We start from the raw sequence: 18399 nt of genomic DNA, 5'->3' as shown, positions 1-18399 counted from the left end.
GAAAACGGAGCGTTTGTTATGGTCAAGGCGCGTTTTATTGGCGGAGGCGATTTTGAGAGTCAGATCGGCAAAGTGGTGTGTGTAGGACGTAACTACGCTGAGCACGCCCGGGAATTAAACAACCCGGTGCCGACCACCCCCATCCTGTTCATCAAGCCGAGCACGGCGGTGGTGGACATGCGGGGGCCTCTCGTTATTCCTGAGGGGGATGTGCATTATGAAACGGAAATCGCCCTGCTTATCGGCAAGCCGTTGAAAAACGCGACCCCGCAGGAGGCGCGCAGCGCCGTTATCGGCGTCGGCCTGGCCCTGGATTTGACCCGGCGCGACCTGCAATCGGCTCTGAAAGAAAAAGGCCTCCCTTGGGAAATCGCCAAGTGCTTTGACGGCGCCTGTCCGTTGTCGGATTTCGTTTCCGTGACGGCGGAGGACGACCTCGCCGATCTGAATTTCAGTATGTATCTGAACGGCGAGCTGCGTCAGGACGGCAAAGCCTCCGACATGATCACCGCGATAGCGCCACTTCTGGCCTATATGTCCTCGCACTTCACACTGATGCCTGGCGATGTGGCGCTTACCGGCACGCCAGCCGGCGTCGGACGTCTGCAATCCGGCGACCGCGTTGAGCTGTCCTTGTCCCTTGGGCTGGATATCGCCACTTCCGTCGCTTGATAGGAAAGGGCGCGCTGCGCCCGTTTCTTTTCCTGCTCTCTCCGCCCTCTGCAAACTGACTCCTCTTTGACTCTATAACCCCGCGCAGCCTGACTTTGGTCACAGTAGCGGCGCCCCTGCAACAACATATTTCAGTTGCGCCGGTTAAGCCTTCATGCGGCGTCTATACTTAGTTGGTTACACACTAAAAAAATAAATTTATAGAGGTTGGTCATGAAGTTACCTACGTCATTGCGCTTGTTAATGACCATTAAGGCGCGCGTTATCCTGCTGTTCCTGGTCTTTATTCTTATCTCGGCGACGTCGTCCTATTTTTTGAATCTTCGCATCAACGAAATTTCCGACACGGTCTCCGTACAGTTACAAAGCATTGACGCCCAGAATGAGTTGGTGCGCGAGCAGAACCAGTTGATGGGGGAGCAGCAGAAAATCTATGACCGGGTGGCGGCGATAACCCAGGCGCAGTTGTTGTTGAGCGAGTTGCAGTACTGGTTTTTCCACGCCTCCCTGGCGGCGGACCGCAATTCATTGAGCCTGGGCGAAACCACCTTCGGACGAGTAAAAAAAATGCTGGCGGACCTGGCGGCGAATGATCCTGAGCGGGAGGAGCGTTTCAAAAAGATTCAGGATGCGCTGGACCGGTATCAGAACTTCGCGGTGAGAATGTTCGGATTTTACGAGGAGCGCTCCATGACCATGGGTAAGTCCATGAGCGAACGGGCGCGAGGTGAGGCGATTAAGTTCATCACGATGCTGAACCAGATTCGCGGCGAGTACGAGGCGGCGCAGAAAACCTCGGCGGAAGGCGTGGCGGCGGCGGCCGATAAGGTCGCGCATCAGGGCAGTCTGGTGCAGGAGGGAGCATTGTCGATAGGCGGCGCTGTTGACGACGCGCGCCGGGCGAGTCTGGCGGGGCTCGGTTTTATGGTGATTTCCTGTCTGCTATTGGGCGCCTTTTTCATCTGGTCGGTAGTGCGCCCGGTGCGCAAAGTGACCCGGGTGATTTCCGATATCGAAGCGCAGAATGATCTGACCCGCACCATCGATTACGACAACTCGGATGAATTGCAGGATATCACTGAGGCCCTGGATCGCATGCTGCTTAAATTTCGTAGCCTGATCAGCGATGTCGGCAAAGCGACGGAAGTGCTACAGGGCGTGGCGGCGGAAGGCGCTGACGGCAGTTTGAAACTGGCGGACCAGGTTAACCAGCAACAGGCGGAGACCTCGATGGTGGCGGCGGCGACCAACGAGATGACTGCGACGGCGAAAGGCATCCAGGAGACGACGGACAGCGCCGCGCATATTGCGGAAGAGGTGACCGATCTGACCGAAGCCGGGCGCAGTGCGATGGCGGCGTCGGTGCGCTCAATCGAAGACCTTTCCAACCGCATTCAGAGCGCCAGTGAAGTTATTGGCAAGCTGGCGCAGCGCACTGAGTCCATTGGCGGCGTGCTGGATGTGATTCGCGGCATTTCCGAGCAGACCAATTTGCTGGCGTTGAACGCAGCAATTGAAGCGGCCCGGGCGGGAGAGCTGGGGCGCGGTTTCGCTGTGGTGGCGGATGAAGTGCGGAGTCTGGCCAAGCGCACCAATGAATCGACCACGGAAATACAGGAAGTGGTGCAGAATCTCCAGCGGGATGCGGAGAGCGCGGTAGGCGAAATCGGCGTCAGCCTGAACGAAAGCAAGCTCAGCGTGGCGAAGATCGACGACTGTCGCAAAGCCTTGGAAGCCATCTCCGATGCGGTGGCGCGTATGCATGAGCTGAATCATCAGGTCGCCCAGGCGACGGCGGAGCAGTGCGAAGCGGTGCAGAGCATTGACCGCAGCATTGATAACCTGAGCGGGCAAACCAATGAGATCAACGGATTGGCGGAAGCCACCACGGATATGTCCTCAAGGTTAAACGAGGTCAGTAGCGATATCCGCACGGCGGTTGGCTTGTTTAAGTTTTAAGTCGTTGGTTCGACAGAAAAAAGCGCAGGCGGGTTACCCCCGCCTGCGCTTTTTTGTTTTCTGATCTTGCTATTAATCAGGCAGTCAAATAGCTTCCTTCTATTTGTCTGCAACGACAGGGCCTGCACAGGTCAGGCCCTGTCTCCCGCGGCTAGCCGCCGCGCAGGCGCATCCATGCGCCTAGTTATTAACATGCCAATATCATTGCCATATTAATAAGCGTTGGCTTAGAAGATCGTTTTGCTCATCAGATCAGAGAAGTCGCTTTCCATGCCGCTGGTGTCGATGGCGGTAATGGTGAAGTAGTGCGTGCCGGTTTCCAGATTGTCGAAGTAGTGGTAGTACTGGCCAGCGGGCACGTCATAAGTCGCTTCCAGGGAACCAGCGTCGTTAGTGACGTAGATGCGGTAGCCTGAGATGTCTTCCAGAGCCAGCGCGCTGCCGTCTTCGCGAGTAGTGGGCGGCTGCCAGAACATGTTGGCGGTTCTGTCTACGAACACAGTGACTTGTGCGCTGTTGCTGACCACGGAGCCAGTGCTGTTGGAGACGATCACATCATAGGTTCCCTGGTCGTCCATGGTGGCGGCGCTGATATCGTAGTAAGACTTAACTGCGTCTGGGATGGCCACACCGTCCTTACGCCACTGGTAAGCCAGGGTTCCACTGCCTGTCGCGGCGACGTTCAGCGTAGTCAGGTTGTTCACGGGCACATACTGAGACATCGGTTGAAAAGTAATGTTGATGTCTACCGCTACGGTTTGCTCTTCCGTGGTGGTCGTGCTGCTGGAGGTGTCCGCAACGGTGGTGGTTGTGGATGTATCCGTCGCAGTGGAGCTATCAGTAGTGGAAGCGCCAGTGGTAGACGTGTCAGTAGTAGAGGTATCAGTAGTAGTGACGTCTGTGGTCTTTTTCCAGGAACCCTTGGTGCTCACTTGAGTGTCGTTGGAGCGCTTCCAGGAAGCGGCTTCCGCCATAGGAGCCAATTGCGCCAACAGGCCGCTGGCCAGAATGACGCTGAAAACTTTTGCTGTAAATTTGGTAGTGGTAGTCATGTTGTTATTCCCCAGATGAATGGTGATTCGTAACTGATGGGGCCATTCTACGGATTAATTTTTAGTCAAAAGTTGTAAAACGCACATAAAATGTACAAAAATGCGTCAAAAAATTGGCTATTTATTGAACTGAGAGATAGTCCATTTGGGTTATGTGAACTAATTGGGACAAAGGTGCCGATTAGTTCACGGGAACAAAGAACGCAAAGAGGAAAGAACGGAAAAAGTTGAGGGTATTTTTCGATGAAAGCCGCTTATCGGCGTTTTTTATCCTTCGATGAAGGGCTCTACTGCGTGATTTGTGCGCCAAGAAAGTCTAAAAAGGCGCGGATAGCAGGCCGCATATAATGGTTATCGATGTAGACCGCATAAATTTCGGCGCTTTTTTCTGCGTAGAGCGAGGCGTCCCATTGCGGCAGCAACTGTAGTAAACGCCCTTCATCTATATAGGGCTGCATCGACCATTGTGTGAGCAGAGTGACCCCCGCCCCTTGTAGCGCGCACTCCAGTAGCGGCGTGCCGCCAGCGGAGCGGATGGAGCCTTGCACCTGCACGCGACGATACTCCTGGCCCTTGCGAAAGTGCCACCAGGCCTGACGACGCCCGCGACTGATGAGTAGACAGTTATGTTGCGCCAGTTCGTCTGGTGTTTGCGGTGAGCCAAATCTTTGCGCGTAGTCCGGGCTGGCGCATAACAGCGTGCGGCCGTCAGTCAATTTCTTGGCTTTTAGCCGTGAGTCTTCCGGCGGGCCGATGCGTATGGCGATGTCCACGGCGTCCCGATAAAGATCCACAATCTGATTTTCCAGCTCGATATCAATGCTGACCTTGGGATAGAGCGCGAGGAATTGCGGTAGCAGGGGAGCGATGCGCAATCTGCCATAACTCTCGAATACCGAAATGCGCAAGCGGCCTTCTGGCTCGCTGTGTTGTTGGCGTAAGGATGCGATGGTGTCATCGACTTGCGCCAGAATGTCTTCCGCGCGCTTGAACAGAAAGTGGCCTTCATCACTGAGAATAAGCTGTCTTGTCGTGCGTTGGAAAAGCTTGGTTTGCAGCTTGGCTTCCAGATTGTCGATTTGCCGGGAGACGGAAGAGGGCGATAACACCAGCGCCTTGCCGGCGGCGGAGAAACTGCCGCATTCACAGCATTTGATGAAGGTTTTGAGTTCGTCGAGCATGGGTGTATTTTACCGTTGACGGAAAAAGATTGGCTTTGCGTTTTATGCAAAACAGATTTGATTATAGGTCTTATTTCTAAGTTTTTTGCATAGATTGATAATGCCCATGGCTAAAGCCGATATCGTTAATTAATAGAAGGAACAAGATGATGAGCACTCGTATCGCCCTGACTGAAATCCCCAAGCCCCTATATGCCGCTATGATGACGGTGGAAAGCTACGTACGCGGAACCGGTCTCGCAGAAGAGCTGCTGGAGCTGGTGCGCCTGCGGGCGTCGCAGATCAATGGCTGCGCCTACTGTGTCGACATGCACTATAAGGATGCAGTGGCGGCTGGCGTCGACCCGTTGAAATTGAACGCCGTCGCAGTATGGCGTGAAATGGCGTGCTTTGATGACAAGGAGCGGGCGGCGCTGGCGCTGACAGAGACATTGACCTTGGTGGCGGAGCAGAAAGTGGAGGACGCCTTGATGGAAAAGGTGATCGGCCTGTTTGGCCATGCGCAGGCGGCGAATCTTGCTCTGGCTATCGCGCAGATCAACAGTTGGAACCGCTTGGCGAAGACTTTTTCCTATACACCCGGTGATTATCAGGTAGGGCAGTACTCTTAAGCGCCCTGCGGTGCTGGCCTTATCCAGACCTACGCGGTGGGGGCGTTTGCTCCTTCCGCTGCTTTCTCCTCCAGCTCTCTATCTCGATTCACAGTCATCCCTCCTTCTATCTATCTATATATGTATCTATATATGTATCTATATAGGTTTGCATCGGTGATACGCAGATTTTCACCGGACCTTTCTGCGGCGGCAGTTTAATCCTTACGCCCGATTACCTGGGCCGTAATTTTGCTAGTAATCTTTTGCACATGATTATCTACGTATTTTCACGTAAAATGACGCGCTCTTCGCCTGCTTCGGAACGGATGGGGACCCGTAATGAAGCGTCTGCGGCGACCTTTGCGGCATCATGTCGCACAGGTCTGTCGACGCGCGAAGGGATTCAGGAAACCACAAGAGAGTGTGTTGAGGCTTACTATGACAGATAGAGTACAAGTAGGCGGCTTACAGGTCGCTAAGGTTCTGTACGACTTCGTGAATGAAAAAGCGATCCCCGGAACTGGCGTTTCTGCGGATAAGTTCTGGTCCGAGCTGGAAGCCGTTATTAATGAAATGGCTCCCAGAAACAAGGCGTTATTGAAAAAACGCGATGAGATGCAGGCGCAGATCGACGCCTGGCACCGCGAGAACCCAGGTAAGGTCGATCTGTCGGCCTATAAAACATTTCTACAAGACATCGGTTATCTGGCGGCGGAAGCGGAAGACTTCCAGATCGCCACCGCCAATGTGGACCCGGAAATCGCCACCATGGCCGGTCCGCAGCTGGTTGTGCCGGTAATGAACGCCCGCTTCGCCCTGAATGCCGCCAATGCGCGCTGGGGCAGCCTGTACGATGCGTTGTACGGTACCGATGTCATCTCCGAAGAAAACGGCGCGGAGAAAGGCAAAGGCTACAATCCGGTGCGCGGCGCCATGGTCATCGAGTTCGCCCGGAAGTTTCTGGACGAAGCTGCGCCCTTGGCCTCCGGCAGTCACAAGGACGCCGTCGGCTACAGCGTGGAGAACGGACGTCTGGCGGTGAAACTGCAGTCCGGCTCCAGCGTCGGCCTGTTGGATGAAAGCAAACTGGCCGGCTACGTCGGCGAACCCTCCTCGCCTAAAGGCCTTCTGCTGCAAAACAATGGTTTGCGCTTCGAGATACAGATTGATGCTAACAGCCCTATCGGCAAAACCGATCCCGCCGGCGTCAAAGATGTTTTGATGGAAGCTGCTTTAACCACTATTCAGGACTGTGAAGATTCTGTGGCCGCGGTGGACGGGGAAGACAAAGTGGTAGCGTACGGCAACTGGCTGGGCCTGATGAAGGGCGACCTGGCGGAAACTTTCGACAAGGGCGGTAAACCCGTTACTCGTACTTTGCACGCTGACCGCGAATACATCGCCCCGAATGGCGAGCGTTTCAGCCTGCCTGGGCGCAGTCTGTTGTTCGTGCGCAACGTCGGTCATTTGATGACGATCGACGCCGTGCTTGACAGCAATGGCGAAGAAATTCCAGAAGGCATTCTGGATGGCATGATGACGTCGCTGATCGCCATTCACGATCTAAAAGGCGAAGGCCCTTTGCGCAACAGCAAGACCGGCAGCGTCTATATCGTTAAACCGAAGATGCATGGCCCGGAAGAGGTGACGTTCACCAACGATCTGTTCGCCCGTATCGAGGATGCTCTGGGACTGCCGCGCTTCACTCTGAAAGTCGGCATCATGGACGAAGAGCGTCGCACGACTATTAATCTGAAGGCGTGCATCAAAGCGGCGGCGGACCGGGTGGTGTTCATCAATACCGGCTTCTTGGACCGCACAGGCGACGAAATCCACACCAGTATGGAAGCGGGCCCTGTAGTGCGTAAGTCTACGATGAAACAGCAGCCCTGGATCAACGCTTATGAAGACTGGAACGTGGATACCGGTCTGGCGGTGGGTCTGAAAGGCAAGGCGCAAATCGGCAAAGGCATGTGGCCGATTCCCGACGAAATGGCGCAGATGCTTCAGGCCAAAATTGGCCACCCGCAAGCGGGCGCGAATTGCGCCTGGGTGCCGTCTCCCACTGCGGCGACTCTGCACGCCTTGCATTATCACAAGGTGAACGTGGCGGCGCGTCAGGAGGAGATTGCTTCCCGTACCCGCGCGTCTCTAGATGATATCCTGACCATTCCCTTACTGGGCGATCAGGCTTTGTCCGCGCAGGACATTCAGCAGGAGCTGGATAACAACGCGCAGGGCATATTGGGCTATGTGGTGCGCTGGGTCGATCAGGGCGTGGGTTGTTCCAAAGTGCCTGATATTAACGACGTGGGCTTGATGGAAGACCGCGCGACGCTGCGGATTTCCAGTCAGCATATCGCTAACTGGCTGCGTCATGGCGTTTGCTCGAAAGAGCAGGTGCTGGAAACCATGCAGCGCATGGCGGCGATTGTAGACAGTCAGAACGCCGGCGACCCCAGTTACCGCAATATGGCTCCGAATTTTGACGACAGTGTGGCGTTTCAAGCCGCTTGCGACCTGGTGCTGAAAGGTTGCGAACAGCCTAACGGTTATACCGAGCCGCTACTGCACGCCTATCGTCGCAAGGCGAAAGCCAAATTCGGCGGTTGATCCTGTAACGCTGAATGCAAAACGCCCGGTCTGAAGCCGGGCGTTTTCGTTTTCAGGCAAATGCCTCTTGCGTCCCGCCTTAGGTGACGGAGCCCACCGCCAGCAACGGCGATGCGTCGATATCAGTGGCGTCCATCATGTCCGCGACTTTGGCGAGGCTGGCCAGGATCAGATATTGCTCCCACTCCGGCAGGTTGTCGAAGCGGGAGGTGAACAGCTCCTGCAGCGGCCGGGGGGCGCCCGCCAGCACTTCTTTGCCTTCATCCGTCAGCACCAGATAAATGCGCCGTTTGTCTACCGAGTCGCGAATACGCGCCACCAGATTTTTCTTTTCCAGGCGGTCAACGATACTGGTGACCGTCGCCTGGCTCAGACTGATGTTCTGCGCGACCTGGCTCATCGTTGTGTTTCGGGAGTCGCCGATGGAACGAAGAATTAATAACTGCGGCGCGGTGAGTCCGGTTTCTTTGCCCAATTGCTTGGAGCGTAGGTCCGCTGCACGAATAATCCTTCGTATCAGGACCAATACTTCATCGTGTCGAGTCATGGGTAAATTACATCAATGGAAAAACTCATATTATCCTTCATACTTGTTGGGCTATCCACCTTTTAATTTGTGACATAAATATTACATGACAAAATTTTAAAATTACCTAAAAACAGAAGTATAGGAGGTTTCGCGCATATCAGTTACTTTGTTGTCAAAGTAAATGTGTGCTAATATTGATCAGCTATATGTATGAACAAACCAAGGAGTTCTTATGTGTGGCATATGCGGAGAGATCCGCTTCGACAACCACTCGCCCGATTTAAATTTCATCCGTCACGCCAACGACATTCAAACCCCACGCGGCCCGGACGCGGAAGGTGTCTTTGTTCAGAACAATATCGCATTCGGCCACCGGCGCCTGAAAATCATGGACCTCTCCGACGCATCCCAGCAGCCGCTGTACGACCCTGCTTTGGGGTTGGCGCTGGTGTTCAATGGCGCTATCTACAATCACCGGGAATTGCGCGCGGAATTGGAAGGCCGGGGTTATACATTTTACTCTGACGGCGATACGGAAGTGGTGTTGAAGGCCTATCACGCATGGGGCAAGGATTGCCTGACCCGGTTCAACGGGATGTTTGCGCTGGCTGTTTGGGAGCGCGACAGTGGTAAAACGATGCTGGCCCGCGATCGCCTCGGCATCAAGCCGCTGTATTTTCAACATGACGCCAAGGCGTTGCGTTTCTCCTCATTTATGCCGGCGCTGGCGAAAGCGTCGGACTTCAACGCGCGGATCAACCCCAAAGCGTTGAACATGTATCTCAACTTTCACTCCGTCACACCGGCGCCTGATACGATTTTTGAAGGCATCTACAAAGTACAGCCGGGAACCTGGATGGAGCTGGATAAAACCGGAAACATCAACACGGGCAGCTACTGGAGTCTTGCTTTCGGTATGCAGCCCGGCGACGAGACGTTGACTGCGGATGATTGGCGCGATCGTCTGTTAGAGGCCTTGTTTGCATCCGTGCGCCGTCGCAATAACGCGGCGGTTGAGGTCGGCGTGCTGCTTTCCGGCGGCGTCGATAGCAGTCTGCTGGTCGGATTGCTGGCGGAAGTGGTTCCGGACGGGTTTCAGACTTTCTCCATCGGCTTCGAAGCGGTTGGTGGGGAAGAAGGGGATGAGTTCCACTATTCCGATATCATCGCCAATCATTTCAGCACTCGTCACCACAAGATTCAGATCGCTTCGGACCGCATGTTTTCAGCCTTGCCAAAGGCCATCGACGCTATGTCGGAACCGATGGTGAGCCACGATTGCGTGGCGTTTTATCTGTTGTCCCAGGAAGTCAGCAAGTACTGCCGCGTGGTGCAGAGCGGGCAGGGCGCCGACGAAGTGTTCGGCGGCTATCACTGGTATCCGCCTCTGGTCGGCGCGCAAGATCCCTATGCCTGTTATCGCGAAGCGTTTTTTGACCGCAGTTATGAGGAGTACAAGCAGACAGTGCAGCCTCGCTGGATAGCGCCGGATTACGCCGGCGAATTCGTCAAGCAGCACTTCCTGCGTCCCGGCGCCAACGATCCGGTGGACAAGGCGTTGCGTCTGGATATGAGCGTCATGTTAGTGGATGACCCGGTGAAGCGGGTGGATAACATGACCATGTCCGCTGGATTGGAAGCTCGGGTGCCGTTCCTCGATCACGAACTGGTGGAACTGGCCGCGCGTATCCCGTCGCCATTGAAGGTCAGAGATGAAGGCAAATGGATTTTGAAGGAAGCCGCGCGCCGCGTGATTCCCTCTCAAGTGATTGATCGCCCCAAAGGCTATTTTCCGGTGCCTGCGCTGAAGTATCTGCGCGGAACCATTCTGGAATGGGTGAAGGAAGCCCTGTCCACGCAAAGCGCACGGGAGCGCGGCCTGTTTGATCAGGCGTATGTGGACAACCTGTTGTTGTCGCCCGATATGCACATTACGCCGTTGCGCGGCTCCAAACTCTGGCAGCTTGGCCTGCTGGAGCTCTGGCTGCAGCGCCACAATTTATAACGGTAAGCATTATTCAGCCGTGAAGCCCGCAGCGTCACACCGGCGCTGCGCTAAGCAACCTCAGGCACGAAAAGGTTACACCAATATGGCTATTACACCCCGCCATCATCATGAAAGGATGTTGCGCAAACAAATGCCGTCATACGAATCCATGCAGGCGGAACACATACGCGCGGACGCGGACGCGGACGCTCCCAGGAATGTGAGCGTTCACTGCGGTTGGGGGCGACTGCTGCTGGCGAATACATTCGAAAGCCCGAAAGAGCTGGCGAAGAGTCTGACGGAAGAATCCACCGGCGATCGCGATATCGCGCTCTATGTCGCGGACCCACATGTGGTGCTGAGTCATGCGCCGCAGTCGCTGTTTCTTGACCCCTCCGACACCATGCGCTTGTGGATGAGTCAGTATCGTCCGCGCACTCGGGCTCTGCCTGGCGTCACCGTCAGACGCGCCAGCAGCACGGCGGATGTGGAAGCGCTGAATGCGATTTTCACCCAGAGAAAAATGGTCTGTGCACCTGTGGATCATGTTCTCGCGCATCGTCATTCCAAAGATGTTGTCTATTTGGTGGCGGAGGCGCTGGGCAGCGGCAAGATCATCGGCACCGTGATGGGGGTAAACCACATTAAGGCTTTTGGCGATCCCAGCAAGGGCTCCAGCCTGTGGTGCCTGGCGGTGTCCCCGGACAGCAAGACTCCCGGGGTCGGCGAAGCGCTGGTGCGCTATCTGGCGGAATACTTTCAGACGCGGGAATGCCAGTACATGGACCTTAGCGTGCTGCATGACAATTATGAAGCCAAGGCGCTATACGAAAAGCTCGGGTTTCAGGCGATACGCACCTTTGCGCTCAAAAAGAAAAACGCCATCAATGAGAAGTTGTTTGTTGGGCCGGAGCCCTCCGCGAAGCTGAATCCTTACGCCAAAATCATCGTTAACGAAGCCATGCGCAGGGGCATTGAGGTGGTGATCGACGATGAAGTCAACAACCTGTTCACCTTGAGCTTTGGCGGTCGCCGCATACGTTGCCATGAGTCTCTCACTGACATGACGACAGCGCTGACTATGTCCCTGTGTCAGAACAAGATGCTGACACACCGCACCTGCGCCCGCGCCGGGTTGCGCACGCCGATTTATCAACTGTATGACTCGCGGGAGCAGGCGGAAGAGTTTCTCGCCGATCACGGAGCGGTGGTGGTGAAGCCCCTGGATAGCGAGCAGGGTAAAGGCATTTCCGTGGATATCCGCAATGTGGACGACCTGCACGCCGCGATCAATAAAGCGGAGAGTGTTTCCTCCTCTGTTCTGCTGGAAACCTACCATCCCGGATTCGACCTGCGGGTGGTGGTGATTGATTTCGACACTGTGGCGGCGGCGATTCGTCGTCCAGCGGAGATCTACGGCAACGGACGCGACTCCATTCGCACGCTGGTGGAAAAGCAAAGCCGTCGGCGCGCCGCGGCGACAGGCGGTGAAAGTCAGATACCCATGGATGCGGAAACCGAACGCTGTATTCGCGAGGCGGGTTATGACTGGGACAGCGTGTTGCCAGTAGAAGCGCACCTGTTTGTACGGCGCACCGCCAACCTGCATACCGGCGGTACGCTGATTGACGTCACCGATGATCTGCATCCCGAACTGCGCGCGGCGGCGGAAGAAGCCGCCAGAGCGCTACAGATTCCGGTGGTGGGTATGGACTTCATCGTCAAGGACCACACCTCGCCGGATTACGTCATTATTGAAGCTAATGAACGCCCGGGGCTGGAGAATCACGCGCCCCAGCCAACGGCGCAACGTTTTATCGATTTGCTGTTCCCGCTGACGCGGAGCGTACGACATGCATCTTAGAGGCGAAGTTATGATAGAAGAGAAAGGCTATACCCTGGACTCTGAGTACCTCACCAAAGTATTGCTCGAATTGCTGGCCATACCTTGCCCCACCGGTTTCACGGATGGGGCGGTTGTATACGTGTGCGAGCGTTTGAGCGAACTGGGCATTGATTATGAGTTGACCCGGCGCGGCACCATCAAAGGACGATTGCGGGGCAAACTGAATGCGCCGCAACGGGCGGTGGTGACGCATCTGGACACCATCGGCGCCATGGTGCGTGAGATCAAGCCCAACGGCCGCCTATGTCTGACTCCTGTGGGGCATTGGTCGAGCCGCTTCGCGGAAGGTTCACGCGTGACCATCTTCAGCGACAGCGGCTGTTTCAGAGGATCTGTATTGCCTTTATATGCGGCGGGACACCGTTACAACGAAGAAGTGGACCGCCTTCCGGTGACCTGGGATCACGTGGAAATCCGCGTGGACGAGTGTATTTACTCCAAAGAAGACGCCCTCAGAATTGGAATCTGCGTGGGCGACTTTGTAGCCTTTGATCCCAACCCGGAATTTCTGCCCAATGGGTTCGTGGTCTCCCGCCATTTGGACAACAAAGCAGGCACCGCCGCGCTATTGACGGGGCTGAAAGCCATTGTGGAGAACGATCTGCCGCTGGCCATGGACTGTCTGCCAATCTTTACCCTGACGGAAGAAATCGGCTCCGGCGTCGGGCACGCGATTGAAGCGGATGTCACCGAATTTGTGGGCATTGATATCGGCCCGGTGGCGGAAGGACAGAACGCTAAAGAGCATGGCGTCACCATCGCCATGAAAGATTCCTCGGGGCCATTCGACTGGCATCTGACCCGGCACCTGATTCATCTGTGTCAGGATCATCATATTCCCCATCAGCGCGATGTGTTCCGCTACTACTATAGTGACGCAGTGTCGGCGGTGCAGGCGGGTCATGATATCCGCCATGCGCTGGTGACCTTCGGCACTGACGCCACCCATGGCTACGAGCGCACCCATATTGACGCGTTGACCGCCATTTCCGATCTGGTGGTGCGCTACGCGCAAAGTGAACCGGTGCGTCCGCATGACGCCCAGGCGAATATTCCCAAGGAAGACTTTCAGGATCAGATCACCTGGGACGAAATGCAGTTTGGAGGCACTGCCGTGCCGACTGTGAACGAAGTGCTGGGCGAGCGTGAAAAAGGCGGCCGCGGTAAAAAGCAGATAGTGAAGTAGGCGTTAAAAATTGCCTTTGAGCATTTCGTCCATGTAAGTGTCGAAGACGCCATCCTTGTCCATTTCCTCCAGGCTGGCCGTCAGCAGGGAGGAAAGGCGTTCGCTGTCCGGATGGGCGCGGGAAAATAGAATGAAGCCCTGCGTGGTGGTCAGCGGCTTGGGCAGGGTGGTCAGCAGGTCCGCCATGCCGGCGTCGAACTGCTCGCGCACAATGCGCCAGCCGGTCATTTCGTCAATAGGGAAGAGGTCGATGCGGCGGCGCAGCAGTTTGCGGAAATTGATGTCGTCGCGTGCGGTTTCTTCCAGCCCAAACACGTTACTGCGGGCTGCGTTCCAAAACTCGTCGGAGTAGGTATAACCGATGGTGGCGCCGATCCTGTAGGGTTTCAGGTCGGAGAATTTGCTCCAGTTAGGGATAGGGTTGGACTTGAGGTGAAAGAACACCTCGTTATGCCAGGACACTGGCCCTACCTGATAGAACTCCGCGTTGCGCTCCTCATTGAAAAACCAGAATGAGCTGGCGTGGACGCGCAAGGTGCGTACTTCCTCGTAAGCCCGTTTCCAGGGCAAATAGACAAACTCCACCTCAATGTTTTTGCGTTTGAAGGCTTCTCGCACCAGACGGTTGACATAGCCGCCATAGGTGGACTTTTCGACGGTCCAGGGGGAGTAGTCGCCGGTGCTGATAGTGATGGTTTCCGCCGCGCCGCAGAAAGTCGCGGCGAGCGTCACGATGATGCTGCCCAGAAAAGTCGTTACACGTCTGTTCATAACATTCAACCCAGTACGCCGAGGTTATGGCGCGGCTCGGAAGACTGCGCCCGGCCGCTGCGGGAAGTCGAAGGGTCGCTATAGTCTAAGCATAGGCTATCGTCGGGAAACCGCTAGGGCTGCCGACGTTTCGGCATCGTCGCTGACCAGGGCCGTTTGTTGGGCGAAATTGGAGCGTGTGAGAGATTATTTGTTCGCGCTTTCCTGCAGCTTTTTCAGCACCCGCGACACCGCGATAAAACCGAAAGTGGCGGTGACCGCCGTGGCGGCGCCAAAGCCGGAAGCGCAGTCCAGACGTGTGCTCTCCATATTGCCCGGCTTGCTCTGGCAGACTTCCCCTTCCGCATCTGGATAGACCTGCTGTTCGGTGGAGAATACCGCTTCCACGCCAAAGCGGCGCTGCGGGTTGTCGGGGAAGTTGTATTCCTGACGCAGGCGCTTGCGGGTTTTCGCCAGCAGCGGATCGTGATAGGTGCGGCTCAGGTCGCAGGCTTCGATGCGGGTCGGGTCAGTTTGGCCGCCAGCGCCGCCCACGGTGACGATCTTTATCTTGTTGCGTCTGCAGTAGGCGATGATGGCGCATTTATGACGTACGCTGTCAATAGCGTCGATGATGAAGTCGTAGCCACGATCCAGCATCTCCGCCACGTTTTTCTCGGTAACGAACTTGAACTCAGTGCGCACGTCGCATTCCGGGTTGATCGCCTTGATGCGTTCCGCCATGACTTCGATTTTATTGCGCCCAACCGTGTTTTGCAGAGCGTGAATCTGTCGGTTGGTGTTGGACACGCAGATGTCGTCCATATCGATCAGGGTGATGGTTCCCACGCCTGAGCGGGCCAGGGCTTCCGCCGCCCAGGAGCCGACGCCGCCAATGCCGATCACGCAGACATGGGCGTTGCGAAAGCGCTCGAGGGCGCGTTGGCCGTACAGGCGGGCGATGCCCCCGAAACGAAAACTGTAATCTGAATCTGTCATGGCGATCTGATCCGGGACTAATGCTGAATGAATCCGGCTGAGCGGGCGGGAACCTTGGCGCGCCGCAAGCAAAGCGCGGATTATAAGCGCCATCGGGCAATTTTTCTAAATTTTCCAAGCAGTCATGGACGGCTCTTTTTTGCCAATAAGAGCAAGATGATCTTTACTTATCTACAGGATATCGGCAAGAGCGCGCCTAAAATTTCGACTTCATAAGCCAACCAGAGGGAGATTTTGACCGCCTGCAAATTGGCTACTGGCGAAACTCAGGTGGAGACCGTTCGCTTGATTCAGTAGTCATATTCAAACAACCGCTATCGTACATGCAGACAACTATAACTGGACTTATACATGACCATTCCCATTCTTATTTGCGATGACTCAGGCGTAGCGCGCAAGCAGATGGCCAAGTCGCTGCCTGCGGGCTGGGATGTTGAGGTCAGTTTCGCCGCCAACGGCCAGGAAGCGATTGACCTGATTCATCAGGGGTTGGGGGATGTGTTATTTCTCGACCTCAACATGCCGGTTATGGATGGCTATCAGACGCTCGAGGTGATCAGCAAAGAAGAGTTGCCGACGGTCGTCATTGTCGTTTCCGGCGATATTCAGCCCGACGCCAGAAAACGCGTGATTGGGTTAGGCGCTTTCGATTTCATTAAAAAACCGATCAACGGCGACGAGTTAGCGGCGATTCTGCAGAAGACCGGTCTTTACACCGAGTCCGACGCCCCGGCCAAGGCGGCCGCTCCGGCGGTGGACCGCACAGCCAGCCATCAGGGCGCCATTTCCATGTTCGACGCCTTCCAGGAAGTGGCCAACGTCGCCATGGGGCAGGCGGCTGACCTGCTCGCGCGTTTACTGGACGTGTTTGTGCTGCTGCCGATACCGCGGGTGAATCTGCTGGAAATATCCGAGCTGCAAATGGCGCTGCAGGCGACGGAGGACAACGATACTTATTCTGGCGTATGCCAGGGTTTTATCGGTTCAGGCATTGCCGGCGAAGCCTTCCTGCTGTTCCACGACTCCAGCTTCAAGGATATGGCGAAGCTGATGCGTTATGACGGCAAGCTGAATGAACTGGTTGAGCTGGAGCTGCTGATGGATGTGTCCTCAGTGCTGATTGGCGCCTGCATCAAAGGTATCGCTGAGCAGTTGGACATCGCCTTCAGTCAGGGGCATCCGGTAGTGTTGGGGCAGCATGTGAACGTCGGCGATCTGTTGAGCAACAACAACTGGCGCTGGACCAAAACCCTGGCCATTGAAATTTGCTATAGCATTGAGAACTACAACATCAATTGCGATCTGCTGCTGCTTTTTACGGAAGACTCGCTGCCGGTATTTCGCGATAAAGTGGCGTATTTAATATAGAGTCGCAGTTAATATAAAAAGTATAAGGAAAACGGTAAATCCATGGCTGAGAATCACTTCGACATTACTGAATTCCACTGGGTAATGGATATGCTCCAGACTATCGATGTCGGATTGGTGGTGCTGGACTCGGAATACCGCATCAACGTCTGGAACAGTTTCATGGAGAACCATAGCGGGCTGAGGCCCCATGTGGTGAAGGATCAGGTGCTGTTCGATGTCTTCAAGGAAATACCCGAAGAGTGGTTCAAGCATAAAACCCAATCCGTATTCCTGCTCAAGAACCGCACCTTTACGACCTGGGAACAGCGTCCGTTTCTGTTTCGCTTCAAAAACTACCGTCCGATCACCGGGACGGAAGAGTTCATGTATCAGAACATCACTATTACGCCTCTGGTGTCGCCCAACGGTGAAGTACAGAACATCTGTCTGATCATTTATGACGTCACCGACATCGCCAGTAACCGTCGCCAGTTGGAAGCCGCCAATTCGAAACTGGAGAAGCTCAGCCGCATTGACAGGCTGACCCAGCTCAACAATCGCGGCTATTGGGAAGAGCAGTTGGTGAAAGAGTATCAGCGTCTGAAGCGCACTAATGAAGCGAGCACGCTGATCATGTTCGATATCGATCATTTCAAGAAGGTCAACGACACTTATGGGCATCCCGCCGGGGATGAAGTGATTCGCCTGGTGGCCGCCACGTTGCGGGAAACCATGCGCAGTACGGATATCGCCGGCCGCTACGGCGGCGAAGAATTCGGCGTCATTTTGGTGAATACCGACGGCAAAAACGCCATGAACTTCGCTGAGCGCCTGCGCACCCGCATCGAGAGTCTGGAAGTCACTCACGAGGGGCGCGATATCCGTTTCACCATCAGTCTGGGGCTGGCTGAACTGGATAAAAAGATTAAAGATCATAAAGAATGGATCGAGCGCGCCGACACCGCCTTGTACGCTTCCAAACAAGGCGGACGCAACCGCGCCACGACCTACGAAAAATAACGAGAGAATTCAGTAAAGTGCGCGTCCCCAAAGGCTTAGACAGGAGTTATGATGTGATAAAAAGTCACCGCTAGGGGAAAGTGGGCGCTATCAACATTTTTTTGCTTTTAAACGGTCGTTTGGTTAGAGTTTCGGCGGTCGTTTGTCGCGAGAACCAGAAATGAAGGCGTCCCCAAGGAGTCGGTTGAAAAATCCAGCTACCCACCTGCATGCTGAATTAAAAATCAAGCGAGGACTGTTGTCGCGGGAGTGGGTAAAGGTGCAGATTCTGCAATTTTCCGCGGAAGGTATGCTTTTGCGCACCGATGAAAACCTTCAGGTCGGAGGCAAAGCAGTCATTTCTCTCAAGCTGCCCATGGACTTCGGCGACATCGCTATCAACAAGGTTGAAATCAATATCAAAGACCGCCAGAAGGTGTGTAGTTGTTTCGACTATGAGGTTGAGTTCAATTTGGGCGGCAGCTTGCTGCAGAGCGACAGGATTCGTAAGGATCTCAAGCAGATTGAATCCCTTCTCTCCCGCTACGACTCCCTGATCAATAAAATCCGTAACGGTCCGCTTTCCAGCAACAATCCCGGCTGATCTTTTCTCTCCGCCGCCA

General features: G+C 55.1%; 15 protein-coding genes. 10 read left to right on the top strand and 5 right to left on the bottom strand.

Features of this window, described 5'->3' with window-relative positions; translation table 11 throughout:
* Window positions 1-18 precede the first annotated feature (18 nt).
* Window positions 19-672: a fumarylacetoacetate hydrolase family protein gene (locus EUZ85_RS24950; RefSeq protein WP_127972856.1), complete on the top strand. Its 654-nt coding sequence runs from the start codon at window positions 19-21 to the stop codon at window positions 670-672.
* Between the two features lie 213 nt (window positions 673-885).
* Entirely contained in the window at window positions 886-2631 is a 1746-nt protein-coding gene (locus EUZ85_RS31275; RefSeq protein WP_127972855.1) for a methyl-accepting chemotaxis protein, read from the top strand.
* Between the two features lie 227 nt (window positions 2632-2858).
* Here EUZ85_RS31275 and EUZ85_RS24940 read toward each other — a convergent pair whose 3' ends face one another.
* Window positions 2859-3683 (bottom strand): immunoglobulin domain-containing protein, encoded by an 825-nt coding sequence (locus tag EUZ85_RS24940; RefSeq protein ID WP_127972854.1) that lies wholly within the window; start codon window positions 3681-3683, stop codon window positions 2859-2861.
* 287 nt (window positions 3684-3970) lie between these two features.
* Window positions 3971-4864, bottom strand: a complete 894-nt coding sequence (locus EUZ85_RS24935) for a LysR family transcriptional regulator (protein ID WP_127972853.1) — start codon at window positions 4862-4864, stop codon at window positions 3971-3973.
* 146 nt (window positions 4865-5010) lie between these two features.
* On the opposite strand from EUZ85_RS24935, the gene EUZ85_RS24930 reads away from it, so the two are divergent.
* Together EUZ85_RS24930 and EUZ85_RS24925 are read left to right on the top strand one after the other, a co-directional pair.
* Entirely contained in the window at window positions 5011-5475 is a 465-nt protein-coding gene (locus tag EUZ85_RS24930; RefSeq protein WP_206617948.1) for a carboxymuconolactone decarboxylase family protein, read from the top strand.
* A gap of 420 nt (window positions 5476-5895) precedes the next feature.
* Window positions 5896-8070 carry a malate synthase G gene (locus tag EUZ85_RS24925; protein ID WP_127972852.1) on the top strand — a complete coding sequence of 725 codons (2175 nt, stop codon included), beginning with the start codon at window positions 5896-5898 and terminating at the stop codon, window positions 8068-8070.
* 79 nt (window positions 8071-8149) lie between these two features.
* On the opposite strand, the gene EUZ85_RS24920 is transcribed toward EUZ85_RS24925, so the two are convergent.
* The gene (locus EUZ85_RS24920; protein ID WP_127972851.1) at window positions 8150-8617 is read right to left on the bottom strand and encodes a MarR family winged helix-turn-helix transcriptional regulator; all 468 of its coding nucleotides are present in this window, start codon (window positions 8615-8617) and stop codon (window positions 8150-8152) included.
* 214 nt (window positions 8618-8831) lie between these two features.
* Here EUZ85_RS24920 and EUZ85_RS24915 point away from each other — a divergent pair, with 214 nt between their 5' ends.
* The 3 genes from EUZ85_RS24915 to EUZ85_RS24905 all read left to right on the top strand — a co-directional run bounded on the left by EUZ85_RS24915 (window position 8832) and on the right by EUZ85_RS24905 (window position 13678).
* The gene (locus EUZ85_RS24915) at window positions 8832-10604 is read left to right on the top strand and encodes an N-acetylglutaminylglutamine amidotransferase (protein WP_127972850.1); all 1773 of its coding nucleotides are present in this window, start codon (window positions 8832-8834) and stop codon (window positions 10602-10604) included.
* A gap of 85 nt (window positions 10605-10689) precedes the next feature.
* The gene (ngg, locus tag EUZ85_RS24910; RefSeq protein ID WP_127972849.1) at window positions 10690-12450 is read left to right on the top strand and encodes an N-acetylglutaminylglutamine synthetase; all 1761 of its coding nucleotides are present in this window, start codon (window positions 10690-10692) and stop codon (window positions 12448-12450) included.
* Between the two features lie 10 nt (window positions 12451-12460).
* A complete protein-coding gene (locus tag EUZ85_RS24905) occupies window positions 12461-13678 on the top strand; it encodes an osmoprotectant NAGGN system M42 family peptidase (protein WP_127972848.1) in 1218 nt (405 codons plus the stop codon).
* Between the two features lie 3 nt (window positions 13679-13681).
* Here the strand turns inward: EUZ85_RS24905 and EUZ85_RS24900 are convergent, their stop codons facing one another.
* Both EUZ85_RS24900 and tcdA read right to left on the bottom strand, forming a co-directional pair.
* Entirely contained in the window at window positions 13682-14449 is a 768-nt protein-coding gene (locus tag EUZ85_RS24900) for an ABC transporter substrate-binding protein (protein ID WP_127972847.1), read from the bottom strand.
* A 186-nt stretch (window positions 14450-14635) separates the two neighbouring features.
* Window positions 14636-15427, bottom strand: a complete 792-nt coding sequence (gene tcdA, locus EUZ85_RS24895) for a tRNA cyclic N6-threonylcarbamoyladenosine(37) synthase TcdA (RefSeq protein ID WP_127972846.1) — start codon at window positions 15425-15427, stop codon at window positions 14636-14638.
* A 351-nt stretch (window positions 15428-15778) separates the two neighbouring features.
* Here tcdA and EUZ85_RS24890 point away from each other — a divergent pair, with 351 nt between their 5' ends.
* The 3 genes from EUZ85_RS24890 to EUZ85_RS24880 all read left to right on the top strand — a co-directional run bounded on the left by EUZ85_RS24890 (window position 15779) and on the right by EUZ85_RS24880 (window position 18380).
* A complete protein-coding gene (locus EUZ85_RS24890) occupies window positions 15779-16795 on the top strand; it encodes a response regulator (RefSeq protein WP_127972844.1) in 1017 nt (338 codons plus the stop codon).
* Window positions 16796-16837: 42 nt separating this feature from the next.
* Entirely contained in the window at window positions 16838-17797 is a 960-nt protein-coding gene (locus EUZ85_RS24885; protein WP_164887347.1) for a diguanylate cyclase, read from the top strand.
* 184 nt (window positions 17798-17981) lie between these two features.
* Entirely contained in the window at window positions 17982-18380 is a 399-nt protein-coding gene (locus tag EUZ85_RS24880; RefSeq protein ID WP_241566856.1) for a hypothetical protein, read from the top strand.
* Window positions 18381-18399 lie beyond the last annotated feature (19 nt).

Source organism: Hahella sp. KA22, from assembly GCF_004135205.1.
In the GTDB taxonomy this organism is placed as follows: Bacteria; Pseudomonadota; Gammaproteobacteria; order Pseudomonadales; family Oleiphilaceae; genus Hahella.
The sequence above is the reverse complement of the archived record's forward strand: the minus strand, read 5'-3'. Positions and strand labels throughout refer to the sequence as shown.